We start from the raw sequence: 17,725 nt of genomic DNA on the forward strand, positions 1-17,725 counted from the left end.
GCACCACCGGCCTTGTGGCATCAGGCGTTGGCGCGATCGAGCAGATATTGGGTCAGCAGCGGGACCGGGCGGCCCGAGGCGCCTTTGTCCTTGCCGCCGCTGATCCAGGCGGTGCCGGCAACGTCCAGATGCGCCCAGTTATAAGCTTTGGCGAAGCGCGACAGGAAGCAGCCTGCGGTGATGGTGCCAGCCTTGGGGCCACCGATGTTGGCGATGTCGGCGAACGGGCTGTCCAACTGCTCTTGGTACTCATCGAACAGCGGCAGTTGCCAGGCACGGTCGTCGGCGCGCTTGCCGGCGTCGAGCAGTTGGCCGACCAGTTCGTCGTTGTTGCCCATCAGCCCCGAGGTATGGCTGCCCAGGGCGACGATGCAGGCGCCGGTCAGGGTAGCGATGTCGATCACTGCCTGAGGTTTGAAGCGTTCGGCGTAGGTCAGGGTGTCGCACAGCACCAGACGGCCTTCGGCGTCGGTGTTGAGGATCTCGACGGTCTGGCCGCTCATGGTGGTGACGATGTCGCCCGGGCGCGTGGCGCCGCCGCTGGGCATGTTCTCGGCGCAAGCCAGCAGGCACACCAGGTTGATCGGCAGCTGCAGCTGCAGCACGGCGCGCAGGGTGCCGAAGACACTGGCCGCACCACACATGTCGTACTTCATTTCATCCATGCCGGCGCCAGGCTTGAGGCTGATGCCGCCGGTGTCGAAGGTGATGCCCTTGCCGACCAGCACGAACGGTTTTTCGCTCTTCTTGCCGCCCTGGTAGTTGAGCACGATCAGCCGTGGCGGCTGGTCGCTGCCCTGGCCAACGGCGTAGAACGCGCCCATGCCCAGGTCCTTGATCTTTTTCTCGTCCAGCACCTCGACCTTGAGGTTTTTGTGCGCCTTGCCCAGCTCCTTGGCCTGTTCGGCGAGGAACGTCGGGTGGCACAGGTTCGGCGGCAGGTTGCCCAGGTCGCGGGTGAAGGACATGCCCGAGGCGATGGCGCTGGCGTGCTTCACGGCGCGCTCGACTTCAGCCTGGCCGGGCTTGTCGGTCAGCAGGGTGACTTTCTTGAGGGCGCGGGGCTCGGCCTTCTGGCTCTTGAAACGGTCGAAGACGTACTCGCCATCGAGCAGGGTCTCGGCCAGAAGGCGGTATTTGGCGTAATGGGCGTCGCGGGCGGTGACGCTGACGTCATCCAGAGCCAGCACCGCGTCGCTGCCGTTCAGGCCCTTGAGCACACCGGCGACACTGGCGACCAGCTTGCGCCAGCTGCGATCCCCCAGCGCTTCCTTGCCGCTGCCGACCAGCAGCACGCGCTCGGCCTTCAGGCCCGGCAGGCTGTGCAGCAGCAGGGTCTGGCCCGGCTTGCCTGCCAGGTCGCCGCGCTTGAGCACCGCGCTGATTGCGCCATTGCTGGCCTGGTCGACGGCTTTGGCGATGTCGCCGAGCTTGCGCCCTTCACCGACGGCCAGCACCAAGGTGGCGGTTTTCAAGGAGGCGGCGGCTACACTTTTTACAACCAGTTCCATGTCAGGGTCCCCGAATGATCTGTCAGTTGGCGCAGTCTCGTGCAAGCGCCCGAAACAGGTGTGGCCGCAAGGTCGCGTGCCACTTGAAAAGCTGCCAGTTTGAGCCTGGGGGAACCTGGATGACAACCCCGACATGCGCCGTCATGCGCGGCCAAGTGACAGGCGCGGTCAATCACAGGATAATGCGCGCACTTTATATGGAGGTTCGCCGTCGGCGAACCGGCAAGTCATTGTTTGGCTCTGCGCCCCTGACAACCCAGGAGTGTCTGGTTTGATCGTCTTTCGTTATCTGTCCCGCGAGGTCCTGGTGACCTTGAGCGCCGTCAGCGCCGTGCTGCTGGTGATCATCATGAGCGGGCGCTTTATCAAGTACCTGGCTCAGGCCGCCCAGGGCGTGCTCGATCCGAGCGTGCTGTTCCTGATCATGGGCTTCCGTTTGCCGGGCTTCCTGCAACTGATCCTGCCCTTGGGCCTGTTCCTCGGCATCCTGCTGGCTTATGGCCGGCTCTACCTCGAAAGCGAGATGACCGTGCTTTCTGCCACTGGCATGAGCCAGCAGCGCCTGCTGGCGCTGACCATGGCGCCGGCCGCGCTGGTCGCCCTGCTGGTGGCCTGGCTGAGCCTGAGCCTGGCGCCCCAGGGCGTTGCCCAGGTGCAGCAGATCATCAACCAGCAGGACGCCCTCACCGAGTTCGATACCCTGGTGCCCGGGCGCTTCCAGACCCTGCGCGATGGCTCGCGGGTGACCTACACCGAGCAGCTGTCGGACGATCGCGTCAATCTGAGTGGTGTGTTCATTTCCGAGAAGCGCTTCAACCAGGACAAGACCAAGGATCGTGCGCCTTCGGTGCTGGTCGCCGAGAAGGGGCACCAGGAAGTGCAGGCCGACGGCAATCGCTACCTGATCCTCGAGAACGGCTATCGCTACGACGGTAACCCCGGCCAGGCCGATTACCGCGCGATCAAGTACGACACCTATGGCGTGTTGCTGCCCAAGCCCGAAGTCAGCGAAGAAGTGACCGAGCGTGAAGCCATCCCGACGTCCGAGCTGTTCGGCAAGGACGGTCTGCGTGAACAGGCCGAGCTGCAATGGCGCCTTTCCCTGCCGCTGCTGGTGTTCATCGTGACGCTGCTGGCGGTGCCGCTGTCCCGGGTCAATCCACGCCAAGGCCGCTTCCTCAAGCTGCTGCCGGCCATTCTTCTGTACATGGCTTATCTAACGATGCTCATTTCCGTACGCGGCGCCTTGGAGAAGGGCAAGATCCCGATCGCCCTGGGCATGTGGTGGGTCCACGGGCTGTTCCTGCTGATCGGCCTGGGCCTGATGTACTGGGAGCCGCTGCAGCTCAAGCGTGCCGCCCGTCGTACGGAGGTGGCCCATGGCTAAACTGGATCGCTATATCGGCCAGAGCGTGCTCCTGGCCATCCTGGCGGTGCTGGGTATCATCCTTGGCCTGGCTTCGCTGTTCGCCTTCATCGACGAGATGAGCGACCTGAGCGATACCTACACCGTGATGGACGCCGGCAGTTTCGTCCTGCTCACCGCGCCGCGCCGGTTGTACGAGATGTTGCCGATGGCTGCGCTGATTGGGTGCCTGATCGGCCTGGGCAGCCTGGCCAGCAGCAGTGAGTTGACCATCATGCGCGCCGCTGGCGTGTCCATCGGCCGTATCGTCTGGGCGGTGATGAAGCCCATGCTGGTGCTGATGTTGGTCGGCCTGCTGATCGGCGAGTACGTGGCGCCAGTCACCGAGAACAAGGCCCAGGCCGAGCGCTCCCTGGCCCAGGGTGGCGGTGATGCGCAGAGCTCCAAGCGCGGCATGTGGCACCGCCAGGGTGAAGAGTTCGTGCATATCAACTCGGTGCAGCCCAACGGCTTGCTGCTGGGGGTGACCCGCTACCGCTTCGACGCCGAGCGACACATCGTGACGTCCAGCTTTGCGCGCCGTGCGCAGTACAACGAGGACCACTGGGTGCTGAGCGACGTGGCCACCACCTACTTCCGTGGCGACCACACCGAAGTGGTTAAGGCGCCGCAGGAGCGCTGGGACGTGTCGGTAACGCCGCAACTGCTCAACACAGTGATCCTGGCGCCGGAATCCCTGTCGATCACCGGTTTGTGGGACTACATTCACTACCTGTCCGACCAGGGCCTGAACAACGCCCGTTACTGGTTGGCCTTCTGGACGAAGGTGCTGCAACCGATGGTGACCGCGGCCCTGGTGCTGATGGCGATCTCCTTCATCTTCGGCCCGCTGCGTTCCGTGACCCTGGGCCAGCGTGTGTTCACCGGTGTACTGGTGGGCTTCGTGTTCCGCATTGGCCAGGACCTGCTCGGCCCTTCCAGTCAGGTATTCGGCTTCCCGCCGCTGCTGGCGGTAGTGATCCCGGCCGGTATCTGTGCGCTGGCGGGTGTGTGGTTGTTGCGTCGGGCAGGGTAATGGCCCGAGCGACATGAAAAAGCCGACCCTAGGGTCGGCTTTTTTGTGGGTGGCGTTCTGCTTTGGCGGGTAAATCCGCTCCCACAGCTTTTGCAGTCTGCCGGCCGGAGGTGATCCTGCGGGAGCTGGCGAAGCCTGCGGGGGGCGTAGTAGCTACGACATTACGGTTTACGCTTGGGCACACGCACCAGCTGCGTGTCCGAATAGATGTCGTGCCAGCCACGCTTGCGCTTGTCGATCAACGCCCAGAAGAACCCGAGCCCCAGGCATAGCCAGGAAGCGATGGAAACGACAAAGCGCAGCAGCGCCTGCCATAGGCTGATCGCGCTTCCATCGGCGTTCTGCACGCGCACGCCCCACACCTGCATGCCCAGGGTCTGACCGCCGTGGGTCCAGAACTTGGCGAAGAAACCGAAGAGGGCGAACAGCAGCAAGGTCGACAACAGGGGGTCGCCGTCCAAGGCGCCGGCCTCGGTCAGCTCGCGCATGCGGGCTTCGCCGATGATCGACATCTGCACCATCTTGTAGACGCCTGCTGTCACGATCAGCAGGGCGGTACACAGCAGGAAGTCATAGAACATGGCGGCCAGTCGACGGCCCAGGCCAGCCGGGGGGAAGTCACCCTGAGGGGTGAGCAGAGGCTTTGACATGCATGACGCTCCGTATGACGAAGCCGCTATTCTACGGGCAAAAAAAAGCCCCTGCACTTGGCAGGGGCTTTTGGGAGTCTGGATCTCGCTTAGGCGATGACCTGAACCTTGTCAGCTTGCATGCCTTTTTGGCCTTGCACGGCTTCGAAGGAGACTTTCTGGCCTTCTTTCAGGCTCTTGAAGCCGTTGCCTTCGATGGCACGGAAGTGCACGAACAGATCCGGACCGCTTTCTGGGGTGATGAAGCCGTAACCTTTCTCGTCATTGAACCACTTGACGGTACCGTTCTGACGCTCAGCCATTGTCTTGTTTCCTATGAAGCTTAATTTTTGATGACAGTTACTTTCATATCTATCCGATATAAAAGATTACCGGGCTGGGTTGCAGGAAAGTAAGAGACGTCGAACGGGTTGTAGCAGATTCAGCTACTGGCCCAGGTCACGAACTGTTGCGACCCATGCAAACACAGTGCAGTGACTCTACGCTAACTCCGCCGACAAAAACAAGCCCTCCAGACCGCCGGAATTCAGGGTTTTTCCGATAACCGACAAAATTGTCGGAAACGGCATGGCGCCTGGGCTGGCGCTATGTTCAAAAGTTATTGGGCAGGTTCGAAAACGAATATGACGAACCTGCCCACAGTCAATCAACCGCGATAGTAACGTTGCGCAACGAAAGGCATTTTGCTGACCTTCAAGGCAACCTGCTTGCCGCGCACTACAGCAAACAATGCGGTATCGAGCGCGGCATGTTCGCTCTCGACATATCCCATGGCGACCGGTGCACCGAGGGTCGGGCCGAAACCACCACTGCACACTTCACCGACGGTGCGTCCGTCTGCGTCGACGATCTGTGCGCCTTCGCGAACCGGGGTGCGCTCCTGCGGCAGCAGGCCAACACGCTTGCGAGCAACACTTTGCCGTTGCTGCTCGAAGATGGCGTGGGCGCCAGGGAAACCACCGGCACGTTCGCCATCGGCGCGGCGTACTTTGGAGATGGCCCACAGCAAGCTGGCCTCCACCGGCGTGGTGCTGGTGTTCATGTCGTGGCCATACAGGCACAGACCAGCTTCCAGGCGTAGCGAGTCACGGGCGCCCAAGCCGATCGGCTGTACCTCGGGCTCGGCCAGCAGTCGGCGGGCCAAGGCTTCGGCATTGGCTGCCGGGACCGAGATCTCGTAACCGTCTTCACCGGTGTAGCCCGAGCGGCTGACATAGCAGTCGGCGCCGAGCAAGGTGACAGGGCGGAACTGCATGAACGTCATGCTGGCGACTTCCGGCGCCAGGCGCTCGAGCACCTTGACCGCCGCCGGGCCTTGCAGGGCGAGCAGGGCGCGCTCCTCGAACAGCGGCTCGATCTCACAGCGGGAGCCGATGTGCTTTTGCAGGTGGGCCAGGTCCTGGTCCTTGCAGGCAGCGTTGACCACCAGGAACAGCTCGTCGTCACCCAGGTTGGCGACCATCAGGTCGTCGAGGATGCCACCTTGCTCGTTGGTGAACATCGCGTAGCGCTGCATGCCTACCGGCAGGTCGATGATGTCCACTGGCACCAGCGATTCCAAGGCCTTGGCCGCATCGCTGCCGCGCAGACGGATCTGCCCCATGTGCGAGACGTCGAACAGACCTGCCTGCTCGCGGGTGTGCAAGTGTTCCTTGAGCACGCCCAGCGGGTACTGCACCGGCATGTCGTAGCCGGCGAACGGCACCATGCGTGCGCCCAGTTCCAGGTGCAGGGCGTGCAAGGGGGTCTTTTGCAGTGTTTCGGACATCGGTGACTCCTCGTTTTTTGTTCGGGTCAACATTCGATGATGTTGACGGCTAGACCACCGCGGGCGGTCTCCTTGTATTTGCTTTTCATGTCTGCGCCGGTCTGGCGCATGGTGCGGATGACCTTGTCGAGCGACACGTAATGTTGCCCATCGCCACGCAAGGCCATGCGTACCGCATTGATCGCCTTGACCGAGCCCATGGCGTTGCGCTCGATGCAGGGCACCTGGACCAGTCCGCCGATCGGATCGCAGGTCAGGCCCAGGTTGTGTTCCATGCCGATTTCGGCAGCGTTCTCGACTTGCTGCGGGGTGCCCCCCATGACCTCGCACAGTGCACCGGCGGCCATGGAGCAAGCCACGCCGACTTCCCCTTGGCAGCCGACTTCGGCGCCGGAGATCGAGGCGTTTTCCTTGTAAAGGATGCCGATGGCGGCGGCGGTGAGCAGAAACCGCACCACCCCGTCCTCGCTGGCGCCGGGCACGAAGCGCATGTAGTAGTGAAGGACCGCCGGGACGATGCCCGCCGCACCGTTGGTGGGCGCCGTGACCACCCGTCCGCCGTAGGCGTTTTCTTCATTGACCGCCAGCGCATAGAGGTTGACCCAGTCGAGCACCGACAAGGCGTCGCGCAGGTTCGCCTCGGGATGCCGGCTGAGCTGGCGGTACAACGCCGGAGCCCGTCGCTTGACCTTCAGCCCACCGGGTAGGATGCCCTCATGACGGCAACCCGCCTCGACGCAGTCCTGCATGACCTGCCAGATATGCAACAGGCGTGCGCGCGTCTGGCCCTCCGGGCGCCAGGCCGCTTCGTTGGCCAGCATCACCTGGCTGATCGACAGGTGCTGCTCGCTGCAGTGGGCGAGCAGTTCCTTGGCCGTGCGGAACGGGTAGGGCAGCACGGTGCTGTCCTCGACGATCCGGTCGTGACCGGCAGCGTCCTCGTCGACCACGAAACCTCCGCCCACCGAGTAATACTCCCGGCTACGGATTTGCAATCCGGCTTCATCGAAGGCGCGGAAGATCATGCCGTTGGGGTGGTAGGGCAGGGGTTTGCGGATCATCGCCAGGTGCTGTTTTTCGACGAAGCCGATCTCGTGCTCACCCAGCAGGCGCAGCCGGCCGCTGTCGCGGATCGCCTGCAGTCGCGCGGGAATCGATTCGGTGTCGATGGTGTCTGGATGCTCGCCTTCAAGGCCCAACAGGACAGCCTTGTCGCTGCCATGGCCCTTGCCGGTAGCTCCCAGCGAGCCATACAGCTCGGCCTTGATGCTGTCGGTCTGTGCCAACAGGCCATCACGGCGTAGCCCTTCGGCAAAGCGTGCGGCCGCCCGCATGGGGCCGACCGTGTGGGAGCTGGAGGGGCCGATGCCGATCTTGAACAGGTCGAAAACGCTCAAAGACATGGTGACCTCCTGCCAGATTGATTGGGCGGACGGTGAGCTCTGTGGGAGCAGGTTTACCCGCGAACGCGGCGGTTAAGCCACCCTCGCATGTGCGGATAACCCCGCGCCCACAGGCCGCCACCCAAGTCAGGTGGCGCAAGGGCTATCAGGCGTCCTGGTAGCTCTCGATCGACGGGCACGCGCAGACCAGATTACGGTCGCCGAACACGTTGTCGACCCGACCCACCGGCGGCCAGTACTTGGCCTCCACCAGACTCGGCAGCGGGTACACCGCCTGCTCACGGCTGTAACCGTGGGCCCACTCGCCGACCAGCTCCGCCGCGGTGTGCGGGGCGTTCTTCAGCGGGTTGTCGTCCTTGTCCAGAGTGCCGTTCTCGACCGCGCGGATTTCCTCACGGATCTGGATCATTGCGTCACAGAAACGGTCCAGTTCTTCCTTGGACTCACTTTCGGTCGGTTCGATCATCAGGGTGCCGGCCACCGGGAAGGACATGGTCGGGGCGTGGAAGCCGAAGTCGATCAGGCGCTTGGCCACGTCGTCGACACTGATGCCGCTGGTGTCCTTGAGCGGGCGAAGGTCCAGGATGCATTCATGGGCGACCAGGCCATTGCCGCCGGTATAGAGGACAGGATAGTGCTCTTCCAGGCGGCGGGCGATGTAGTTGGCATTGAGGATCGCCATCTGCGAGGCGCGTTTGAGGCCCGCGCCGCCCATCATGCGGATATACATCCAGGTGATCGGCAGGATGCTGGCGCTGCCGAACGGTGCGGCGCAGACCGCGCCTTCGGTGTTCTCCAGCGTTGCATGGCCCGGCAGGAACGGCGCCAGGTGCGACTTGACACCGATCGGGCCGACGCCCGGGCCGCCACCACCGTGAGGGATGCAGAAGGTCTTGTGCAGGTTCAGGTGCGAGACGTCGCCGCCGAACTTGCCGGGGGCGCACAGGCCGACCATGGCGTTCATGTTGGCGCCGTCGATGTACACCTGGCCGCCGTTGTCGTGGATGATCGCGCAGATCTCGCCGATCGCTTCCTCGAACACGCCGTGGGTCGACGGGTAGGTGATCATGATCGCGGCGAGGCGGTCACGGTGTTCGATGGCCTTGGCGCGCAGGTCCTCTACATCGACGTTGCCGCGGGCGTCACAGGCGGTGACCACCACGCGCATGCCAGCCATGTGGGCGGTGGCAGGGTTGGTGCCGTGGGCCGAGGAGGGGATCAGGCAGATGTCGCGATGGCCTTCGCCGCGGCTGCGGTGATAAGCGCGGATCGCCAGCAGGCCTGCGTACTCGCCTTGGGAACCGGCGTTCGGCTGCAGCGACACGGCGTCATAGCCGGTGGCGGCGCAGAGCATGGCTTCCAGCTCGGTGGTCATCTGCAGATAGCCCTGGCTCTGCTCGGCAGGCGCGAACGGGTGCAGGTTGCCGAATTCCGCCCAGGTCACCGGGATCATTTCGCTGGCGGCGTTGAGCTTCATGGTGCACGAGCCCAGCGGGATCATGCTGCGGTCCAGCGCCAGGTCCTTGTCGGCCAGGCGGCGCAGGTAGCGCATCAGTTCGGTTTCGCTGTGGTAGCGGTTGAACACCGGATGCTCGAGGATCGCCGACTGGCGCAGCAGTGCGGCCGGCAGGCGCGAGGCAGTGGTGGCGGCCAAGCTGTCGAACGCCGGTACTGCCTTGCCTTCGGCGAACAGGCGCCACAGGGTCTCGACGTCGGCCTGGGTGCTGGTTTCGTCCAGAGACAGGCCCAGATGGGCGGCATCGATCTGGCGCAGGTTGATGCGCTGGGCGCGGGCCAGTTCATGCAGGCGGGCGGTGGCATCACCGGTGGCCAGGGTCAGGGTGTCGAAGTAGGCGCGGGTGACGACCTTGACGCCCAACTGCTCGAACCCGGCGGCCAGGATCGCGGTCAGGGCGTGGGTGCGTTCGGCAATGCGCTTGAGGCCAGCCGGGCCGTGGTACACAGCGAACATGCTGGCGATGTTGGCCAGCAGCACCTGGGCGGTGCAGATGTTGCTGGTGGCCTTTTCGCGGCGGATGTGCTGTTCGCGGGTCTGCATGGCCAGACGCAGGGCTGTCTTGCCGAAACGGTCGATCGAAACGCCCACCAGACGGCCTGGCATGTCGCGCTTGAAGGCGTCGCGGGTAGCGAAGTACGCCGCGTGCGGGCCACCGAAGCCCAGCGGCACACCGAAGCGCTGGGCGCTGCCGATGGCGACGTCGGCGTCGAATTCACCGGGCGGCGTGAGCAGGGTCAGGGCCAGCAGGTCGGCGGCCACGGCCACCAGGGCGTTGGCGCCATGGAAGCGCTGTACCAGCTCGCGGTAGTCGAATACGTCGCCATTGCTGGCCGGGTATTGCAGCAGAGCACCGAAGAAGCTGCTGACATCGATCAGTTCACGCTCGTCGCCAACCACCACTTCGATACCCAGCGGTTCAGCACGGGTGCGCAGCACGTCAAGGGTCTGCGGATGGCAATGGCTGGAAGCGAAGAAGGCATGGCCGGCCTTGTTCTTCGACAGGCGCTTGCAGAAGGTCATGGCTTCGGCGGCGGCGGTGGCTTCATCGAGCAGCGAGGCGTTGGCGATCGGCAGACCGGTCAGGTCACTGATCAAGGTCTGGAAATTGAGCAGCGCTTCCAGGCGGCCTTGGGAGATCTCTGGCTGGTAGGGGGTGTAGGCGGTGTACCAGGCCGGGTTTTCCAGCAGGTTGCGCAGGATCGGTGCGGGGGTATGGGTGTTGTAGTAGCCCTGGCCGATGTAGTTCTTGAACAGTTGGTTCTTACCTGCGATGGCTTTGAGGTCGGCGAGGGCATCGGCCTCGCTCTGGCCGTCGTGGCCGCCGAGCACGCTGGTGCCTTTGATGCTGTCAGGGATGACCGCAGCGGTCATGGCTTGCAGCGACTCGAAGCCCAGGGCGGCGAGCATGGCCTGCTCATCGGCGCTGCGTGGGCCGATGTGGCGAGCGATGAATTCATTGGCGGTGCCGAGGTTGATGGTCATGGCAGGTCCTCAGGCGTCGTCGTTGGCGTTGAGCAGGCGGTCATAGGCGCCTTGGTCGAGCAGGCCACTGATGGCGCTGGCATCGGCGGGGATGAAACGGAAGAACCAGCCTTCGCCCATCGGGTCTTCGTTGACCAGTTCAGGGCTTGCGTCGAGCTGGTCGTTGACTGCGACCACTTCGCCGGACAATGGCATGTAGACGCCGCTGGCGGCTTTCACCGATTCCACGGTGGAGGCTTCTGCGCCTTTGTCGTAGTGCTGCAGTTCCGGCAGTTGCACGAAAACCACATCGCCGAGGGCATTCTGGGCGTAGGCGGTGATGCCCACGGTGACGCTGCCGTCAGCTTCGACGCGCAGCCATTCGTGATCTTCGGTGAAACGCAACTCGCTCATGGGGGATCCTCGCGAAGCAGGGAAGTGGGCACGGTGGTTCCGCGCTCTTGGTTGTAATTCCCGTAGCAATAATGCGGCCAAGTCACTCCAGGCCTTGTAAATCAGGGGGTGAGTCCGAATGTGCGTGCGCTTAGGTCATCTGCCTGTAATGAAATCGCTACGCAGCAGTGACGATTGAAAAGCCTTGTCGGATCAAACCGTTGCGTAGACGGTGTCAACGCGCCGTGTATCGATTTCAATACGTCGTATCGAAATCGATACGGTTGCGGCGGTGTCCTGTTTCCGATCGCGGCTATCCTGTTGATTTTTGTCCGGTCCGGATTAATGTAACGCGACAATTCAGAAGCCTCGATGATCGCCTCGAGCGCGGCTGCGCGCGGATCCCGCTGCACGTCGCCGGAGGGTCTGACGGCGCTCTCATACGAGGAAACCCTATGGTCAAGAGACCCAGCGCGGTAAGCGAACAGTCGGCGTCGCATGCTGCCCGGCAGCCGGTCGGTTGGTTCGAAGCCTTCCTGTTCTGGCTCAAGCTAGGGTTCATCAGCTTTGGCGGGCCGGCTGGACAGATCTCGATCATGCATCAGGAGCTGGTGGAGCGGCGACGCTGGATCAGCGAAAAGCGCTTTTTGCATGCGTTGAACTACTGCATGTTGTTGCCAGGCCCCGAGGCGCAGCAACTGGCCACTTACATCGGTTGGCTGATGCATCGCTCTTGGGGTGGGTTGATCGCTGGCGCCCTGTTCGTGCTGCCTTCGTTGTTCATCCTGATCGGCTTGTCTTGGGTCTACATTGCTTTCGGTGAAGTGCCTGTGGTGGCGGGGATTTTCTACGGCATCAAGCCCGCGGTGACGGCGATCGTCGTGCACGCGGCTCACCGGATCGGCTCGCGTGCGCTCAAGAACGGCTGGCTATGGGCCATGGCTGCGGCGTCATTCGTGGCCATCTTCGCGCTCAACGTGCCGTTCCCGCTGATCGTGCTGGTGGCGGGGATCATCGGCTACCTGGGCGGGCGATTCGCGCCGAGCACGTTCGTGATCGGTGGTGGACATGGCGCGGCCAAGAGCAACCATGGGCCGGCGGTGATCGATGACGATACCCCCACGCCCGCACATGCACGTTTTCAGTGGAAGCATCTGTTGCGCCTGGTTGTGATCGGAGCGGTGCTCTGGACTCTGCCCATGGCGCTTCTGACGCTCTCGTTTGGCTGGAGTGGAACCCTCACGCAGATGGGCTGGTTCTTCACCAAGGCCGCGCTGATGACGTTTGGCGGCGCCTACGCGGTGCTGCCGTACGTCTACCAGGGCGCTGTCGGGCATTACGGTTGGCTCACGCCCACCCAGATGATCGATGGGCTTGCCCTGGGGGAAACCACGCCAGGCCCACTGATCATGGTGGTTGCTTTCGTTGGCTTCATCGGCGGGTATGTGTATCCGATGTTTGGCGCTGAGCACCCGTTTCTCGCCGGAGCAGTGGCGGCGAGCCTGGTCACCTGGTTCACCTTTTTGCCGTCATTTTTGTTCATTCTCGCCGGCGGCCCGGTGGTGGAATCGACGCACAACGAGATCAAGTTCACAGCGCCGCTGACCGGCATCACGGCTGCTGTGGTGGGCGTCATTCTCAACCTGGCGCTGTTCTTCGGTTACCACGTGCTTTGGCCGCAGGGCTTCAGTGGTGCATTCGATTGGCCGTCTGCGCTGATCGCCATCGCTGCGGCCATCGCGCTGTTTCGCTTCAAGCGTGGTGTCATTCAAGTGCTGCTGGCGTGCGCATTGGTAGGGTTGGCGGTGCACTTGCTGCGCACGTGATAGCGGTTGCCGGCCGATGTGTCGTCGGCCGGCTTGGCAGGCTTTGGCCCCTTGCCTCACATCTCGACCTGCGTACCGAGTTCGATCACCCGGTTCAACGGCAACTTGAAGTATCTCAGGTTGCTGTTGGCATTCTTGAGCAAGAAGGCGAACAGGTACTCACGCCACCGGGCCATGCCGATTCGCTTGGTCGCGATGACGGTTTCGCGGCTGAGGAAGTAGGTGGTACGCATGGGGCCGAAATCGAGGCCGTCGCGTTGGCATCCGCCTAGCGCCTTCGGTACGTCCGGCTCCTCCATGAAGCCAAAGTGCAGGGTCACGCGGAAGAAGCCTTCGCCGAAAGCCTCGACCTCGAAGCGTTTGTTGGCGCTGACACGCGGCTCGTCTTCGGACATGACGGTCAACAGGACAACCTGTTCATGAAGCACCTGGTTGTGCAGCAGGTTGTGCAGCAGCGCATGGGGCACCGCCTCGGCCCTGGCAGTGAGGAACACCGCCGTACCTTGTACCCGATGCGGAGGCTGGAACTGCAGGCTGGCGATGAACAGGTCGAGCGGCAGTGCGCTTTCGTCGAGTCGCTCGACAATGATCCGGCGGCCGCGCTTCCAGGTGGTCATCAGCACGAACAGGGCAACCCCGGCGATGACCGGGAAGGCTCCGCCTTGCAGGATTTTCGGCGCGTTGGCGGAAAAGTACAGGCTGTCGACCAGCAAGAAGCCCAGCAACAAGGGAACGGCCAACCAACGCGGCGCCTTCCACAGCAACAGCACCACCGCCGATGACAGCAGCGTGGTGATCAGCATGGTGCCGGTGACGGCCACGCCATAGGCGGCAGCCAGGGCGCTGGAGGATTCGAAGCCGATCACCAGTAGTACGACGCCGACCATCAGTGCCCAGTTCACCATACCTATGTAGATCTGGCCCTGTTCCTCGCTGGACGTGTGTTGGATGAACATGCGCGGTACATAGCCCAACTGAATCGCCTGGCGGGTGAGGGAAAAGGCGCCGGAAATCACCGCTTGTGAGGCAATGATGGTGGCAAGGGTGGCCAGCCCGACCATCGGCAACAAGGCCCAGCCGGGCGCCAGCAGATAGAACGGGTTGCGCACGGCGTCTGGGTTGCCCAGGATCAACGCGCCCTGCCCGAAGTAGTTCAGCACCAACCCGGGCAACACCAACACAAACCAGGCCCGCGCGATGGGCTTGCGGCCAAAATGCCCCATGTCGGCATAGAGCGCCTCCGCGCCGGTCAATGCCAGTACCACCGCCCCCAGAATGGCGACACCCATGCCCGGGTGGACAACGAAGAACTGCACCGCCCAAGTGGGATTGAGCGCTTGCAATACCTCGGGGCGCTGCGCGATGCCATGAACGCCAAGCGCCCCGAGCACCACGAACCACAGCACCATGATCGGCCCGAAGAGGATGCCGATGCGCGCTGTGCCGTGTCGCTGGATCATGAACAGCGCGACCAGTACCACCACCGAGACGGGCACGACCCAATGCTCGATGCCATCGAAGGCCAGTTGCAGCCCTTCGACCGCCGACAGCACGGAAATCGCTGGAGTGATCATGCTGTCGCCATAGAACAAGGCAGCGCCGAACAGGCCGAGCAACACCAGCACCCGGCTCAGTCGCGCATAAGGCGCCGCGGCCCGGTGCGCCAGCGCCGTCAGGGCCATGATGCCGCCTTCGCCCTGGTTGTCGGCCCGCAGGATGAACAACACGTATTTGATCGAGACGACCCAGATCAACGACCAGAACACTAACGACAGCACGCCCAATACGCCGGCTGCGTTGACCTGGACGCCATAGTGGCCTGAGAAGACTTCTTTGAGGGTGTACAACGGGCTGGTACCGATGTCGCCATACACCACGCCGACTGCGGCAACGAGCATGCCGACGCCTGAGGTTTTGCTGGGAAGGGTTTGATGTGCAGTGGTCGCAGTCTGGCTCACGGATGACTTCTCTGGACGGGCGGGTCGAGAGCGCGTGCCTTCCCTATGCTGCGCGCTTCCCTGGCGCCTGAACGGTCCATGCTGGCGCTACGCAGAGGCGCAACGCCGGCATGGACCGTTCAAGCAGCAAGCGCAGCCAGTATCGTTTCAACTGCTTTTGGTGAGTGTAAAAAGAGCGTAAAAATTGCCGCTGCGACCAGGGCCGTCCTGCCGCTGCCGCGTGTCCCGATGATTCAGTTGGTCGTTACACGGCGGCAAAAAATGGCAACGCCAAGTACAGCTTGATGACAATGGCGTTGATGATGTCGATGAAGAATGCCCCCACCATCGGCACCACCAGAAACGCGATCTGCGATGGGCCATAGCGTTGCGTCACAGCCTGCATATTGGCAATCGCCGTTGGCGTGGCGCCCAGGCCAAAACCGCAATGGCCGGCTGCAAGTACGGCAGCATCATAGTTGCGGCCCATGACCCTGAAGGTCACGAAGATCGCAAAGAGCGCCATCACCAATGCCTGGACTGCCAAAAGAATGAAGAACGGCAATGCCAGCGCCGCAAGATCCCATAACTTCAGCGACATCAATGCAATGGCCAGAAACAACGACAAACTGACATTGCCCATGACCGAAACTTCGCGCTCGAATACTTGATACAAACCAAACATCGAAAGCCCGTTTCGTAGCAGTACGCCTACGAACAAGACGCACACGAAGGTCGGTAGTTCGAATGCGGTCCCGTGCAGAAACTTATTCAATAGGGAACCTGCCAGTAAGCTGACCGAAATCAGCGCGATGGTTTCGATCAGAGAAAAGGGTGTGATCAGGCGCTCTTTGTTGGGTTGTTGTCCCGTCCTGAATAAGGTTTACACCTTTCCCCCGAGAATCTGGAGACCTCGATGGTGCATGGTGTGAAGCGAACACAGCGTGATTACTCGCTGACTTTTAAATTGGCTGTAGTGGATCAGGTCGAAAAAGGTGAATTGACCTGTACTCAGGCCCAGGAGCGGTACGGTATCCAGGGCAAATCTACAGTTCTGGTATGGTTGCGTAAGCATGGTCGGCAGGATTGGAGCCAAGGGGCGTCGATCCGGGCCGAGAGGAGCTTCGCGATGTCCGACCCCAAAACGCTCACTCCAGAGCAGCGGATCAAAGAGCTTGAGCAGCAGCTTGAGCTGATGAGCCAGAAGGCTCAGTTCTTTGAGACCGTCGTTGATGTCCTGAAGAATGACTACGGTGTATCGGTCGTAAAAAAGCGATCCGGCAAGTCCTCTCGCAAGGTCAAGTCGCAGGACTGAGCATTGCCAGGGCTTGTCAGTTTCTAGGCATTAGCCGGCAGGCTTATTACAAGCGCAATCGAGCTGCCGACAGTAAAGCTCATCAGGCAGATCGGGTTGTCGAGTTTGTTCAGAAAATCCGGATGCGTCAGCCGCGACTGGGAACACGGAAACTGCACTATCTGCTGCATTGCCAGCCTGATAAACGAGTCCAAGTTGGCCGAGACCGGCTGTTTGAGGTTTTGGGCGAGCGCCGCTTGCTGGTGCTGCCCAAGCGGGCGTATCACAAGACAACCCAAAGCTATCATCGCTTCTACCGTCATCCCAATCTTCTCAAAGCAGGCCCAAATCAGGTAGTTCCGTCAGGGCCAGAGCACGTCTGGGTGGCGGATATTACCTACCTGCCCTCCAGAAGCGGCCCGCTGTACCTGAGCCTGGTAACGGATGCATATTCCAGAAAGATTGTTGGCCATCATGTCCATGAAAGCCTGCATGCCGAGTCGGTTGCACAAGCCTTTAGACAGGCCCTGCGCAAGCGGCGGCGCCACCAGCCGTTAGTCCATCACTCCGACCGCGGTATTCAATACTGCTCAGCGCTATACCAGTCGCTGCATACAAGGCACGGAGTTCATTGCTCGATGACTGACGGGTACGACTGCTACCAGAACGCTCTAGCCGAGCGTATCAACGGAATCCTCAAAACAGAGCTGTTGCTGAGTAACCCAGAAGATCTGGAGCAGGCACGGAAGATGGTTGATGAGGCCGTGCAGATCTACAACACGGAGCGGCCTCACATGGCCCTGAAACACAAAACGCCCGATGCGGTGCATCGGGCGTTTTGAGGCCTACCGGCCTACCTGAACAGGTGTAAACCTATTTCAGGACTAGACATGTTCAAACCCCTGTGGCAAGCGGGGCGTCTCTTGCTCGACACCCGGCGTCTGGACGCGGGCGATGAGCAAGCGTGCGACCGGACCACCAATCAAACCGCCCAACACCAGGCCGAACGTGGCGGAGGCCAGTGCCAGTTCGGACGCTGAGGCCAGACCGAACTTCTCGCTGAAGGTGGCTCCCCACGCAGCGCCTGTGCCGTGCCCGCCCGACAAGGTGATCGAACCTGCCAGCAAGCCCATCAGCGGGTCCAATCCAAGCGCCGTGGCAAGTCCGATGCCCATGGCGTTCTGGACCACCAGCAATCCGGTGACCACCAGCAGGAAGATGCCGACGACACGGCCGCCTTTCTTCAGGCTGGCGAAATCCGCACTCAAGCCGATGGTGGCGAAGAATGCCAACATCAAAGGTGTTTGCAGTGAAGTATCGAATTGGACCTGGATATCGAAACTGCGCAGTCCCAATAACACCACGGCGACCAGCAAGCCACCGGCGACCGGTTCGGGAATATTGTAAGTGCGCAGAAAAGCGATGCGTGCAACGAGGCCTCGTCCTAATAGCAGCACCAGGGAGGCGGCGACGAGTGTCCCATAGAAATCGAGCTCAAGCATGTGATGCGTACTCTTTGTAA

12 protein-coding genes and 2 pseudogenes are annotated in these 17,725 nt (G+C 62.0%); 4 read left to right on the plus strand and 10 right to left on the minus strand.

What is annotated here, in order from left to right; genetic code table 11:
* Positions 1-20 precede the first annotated feature (20 nt).
* Complete coding sequence (locus tag J5X93_RS04955; protein ID WP_043210717.1) at positions 21-1,511, minus strand: leucyl aminopeptidase; 1,491 nt, start codon at positions 1,509-1,511, stop codon at positions 21-23.
* A gap of 271 nt (positions 1,512-1,782) precedes the next feature.
* On the opposite strand from J5X93_RS04955, the gene lptF reads away from it, so the two are divergent.
* Complete coding sequence (gene lptF / locus J5X93_RS04960) at positions 1,783-2,898, plus strand: LPS export ABC transporter permease LptF (protein WP_043210715.1); 1,116 nt, start codon at positions 1,783-1,785, stop codon at positions 2,896-2,898.
* On the plus strand, positions 2,891-3,952 hold the full coding sequence (gene lptG, locus J5X93_RS04965; protein WP_043210713.1) for an LPS export ABC transporter permease LptG: 1,062 nt from the start codon (positions 2,891-2,893) through the stop codon (positions 3,950-3,952). The genes lptF and lptG overlap by 8 nt, the downstream gene beginning before the upstream one ends.
* Before the next feature lie 161 nt (positions 3,953-4,113).
* On the opposite strand, the gene J5X93_RS04970 is transcribed toward lptG, so the two are convergent.
* From J5X93_RS04970 to gcvH, 6 genes are all read right to left on the minus strand, one after another.
* Entirely contained in the window at positions 4,114-4,602 is a 489-nt protein-coding gene (locus J5X93_RS04970) for an RDD family protein (protein ID WP_043210711.1), read from the minus strand.
* A gap of 89 nt (positions 4,603-4,691) precedes the next feature.
* The gene (locus J5X93_RS04975) at positions 4,692-4,904 is read right to left on the minus strand and encodes a cold-shock protein (RefSeq protein ID WP_043210709.1); all 213 of its coding nucleotides are present in this window, start codon (positions 4,902-4,904) and stop codon (positions 4,692-4,694) included.
* A gap of 344 nt (positions 4,905-5,248) precedes the next feature.
* Positions 5,249-6,370 (minus strand): glycine cleavage system aminomethyltransferase GcvT, encoded by a 1,122-nt coding sequence (gcvT, locus tag J5X93_RS04980; RefSeq protein ID WP_043210708.1) that lies wholly within the window; start codon positions 6,368-6,370, stop codon positions 5,249-5,251.
* Positions 6,371-6,396: 26 nt separating this feature from the next.
* On the minus strand, positions 6,397-7,773 hold the full coding sequence (locus J5X93_RS04985; protein ID WP_043210706.1) for an L-serine ammonia-lyase: 1,377 nt from the start codon (positions 7,771-7,773) through the stop codon (positions 6,397-6,399).
* 145 nt (positions 7,774-7,918) lie between these two features.
* Complete coding sequence (gene gcvP, locus J5X93_RS04990) at positions 7,919-10,774, minus strand: aminomethyl-transferring glycine dehydrogenase (RefSeq protein WP_250034504.1); 2,856 nt, start codon at positions 10,772-10,774, stop codon at positions 7,919-7,921.
* Positions 10,775-10,783: 9 nt separating this feature from the next.
* Complete coding sequence (gcvH, locus tag J5X93_RS04995) at positions 10,784-11,167, minus strand: glycine cleavage system protein GcvH (RefSeq protein WP_250034505.1); 384 nt, start codon at positions 11,165-11,167, stop codon at positions 10,784-10,786.
* Positions 11,168-11,601: 434 nt separating this feature from the next.
* Between gcvH and chrA the strand changes: the two genes are divergently transcribed.
* Complete coding sequence (gene chrA, locus J5X93_RS05000; protein ID WP_043210698.1) at positions 11,602-12,972, plus strand: chromate efflux transporter; 1,371 nt, start codon at positions 11,602-11,604, stop codon at positions 12,970-12,972.
* 56 nt (positions 12,973-13,028) lie between these two features.
* On the opposite strand, the gene J5X93_RS05005 is transcribed toward chrA, so the two are convergent.
* Together J5X93_RS05005 and J5X93_RS05010 are read right to left on the minus strand one after the other, a co-directional pair.
* Positions 13,029-14,930: a potassium transporter Kup gene (locus J5X93_RS05005; RefSeq protein WP_043210696.1), complete on the minus strand. Its 1,902-nt coding sequence runs from the start codon at positions 14,928-14,930 to the stop codon at positions 13,029-13,031.
* Positions 14,931-15,174: 244 nt separating this feature from the next.
* Positions 15,175-15,774: pseudogene (locus J5X93_RS05010) on the minus strand (sodium/glutamate symporter); the annotation flags it as partial.
* Between the two features lie 51 nt (positions 15,775-15,825).
* Between J5X93_RS05010 and J5X93_RS05015 the strand changes: the two are divergent.
* Positions 15,826-17,045, plus strand: a protein-coding gene (locus J5X93_RS05015) for an IS3 family transposase (protein WP_102081846.1) whose coding sequence is annotated in 2 segments (ribosomal slippage) — positions 15,826-16,174 and positions 16,174-17,045 — 1,221 coding nt in all. Because the reading frame shifts where the segments join, the coding sequence is not laid out codon by codon here.
* Positions 17,046-17,096: 51 nt separating this feature from the next.
* Here the strand turns inward: J5X93_RS05015 and J5X93_RS05020 are convergent.
* Positions 17,097-17,705, minus strand: a pseudogene (locus J5X93_RS05020) (sodium/glutamate symporter); the annotation flags it as partial.
* Between the last annotated feature and the right edge of the window lie 20 nt (positions 17,706-17,725).

Source organism: Pseudomonas sp. BYT-1, assembly GCF_023611805.1.
Taxonomy (GTDB): Bacteria; Pseudomonadota; Gammaproteobacteria; order Pseudomonadales; family Pseudomonadaceae; genus Aquipseudomonas; species Aquipseudomonas guariconensis.

Bases quoted from the DNA above. Each gene is read 5' to 3' on its own strand.
- J5X93_RS04955 (WP_043210717.1), bottom strand. From the start codon at position 1,511: ATGGAACTGGTTGTAAAAAGTGTAGCCGCCGCCTCCTTGAAAACCGCC.
- lptG (WP_043210713.1), top strand. From the start codon at position 2,891: ATGGCTAAACTGGATCGCTATATCGGCCAGAGCGTGCTCCTGGCCATC.
- J5X93_RS04970 (WP_043210711.1), bottom strand. From the start codon at position 4,602: ATGTCAAAGCCTCTGCTCACCCCTCAGGGTGACTTCCCCCCGGCTGGC.
- J5X93_RS04975 (WP_043210709.1), bottom strand. From the start codon at position 4,904: ATGGCTGAGCGTCAGAACGGTACCGTCAAGTGGTTCAATGACGAGAAA.
- gcvT (WP_043210708.1), bottom strand. From the start codon at position 6,370: ATGTCCGAAACACTGCAAAAGACCCCCTTGCACGCCCTGCACCTGGAA.
- J5X93_RS04985 (WP_043210706.1), bottom strand. From the start codon at position 7,773: ATGTCTTTGAGCGTTTTCGACCTGTTCAAGATCGGCATCGGCCCCTCC.
- gcvP (WP_250034504.1), bottom strand. From the start codon at position 10,774: ATGACCATCAACCTCGGCACCGCCAATGAATTCATCGCTCGCCACATC.
- gcvH (WP_250034505.1), bottom strand. From the start codon at position 11,167: ATGAGCGAGTTGCGTTTCACCGAAGATCACGAATGGCTGCGCGTCGAA.
- chrA (WP_043210698.1), top strand. From the start codon at position 11,602: ATGGTCAAGAGACCCAGCGCGGTAAGCGAACAGTCGGCGTCGCATGCT.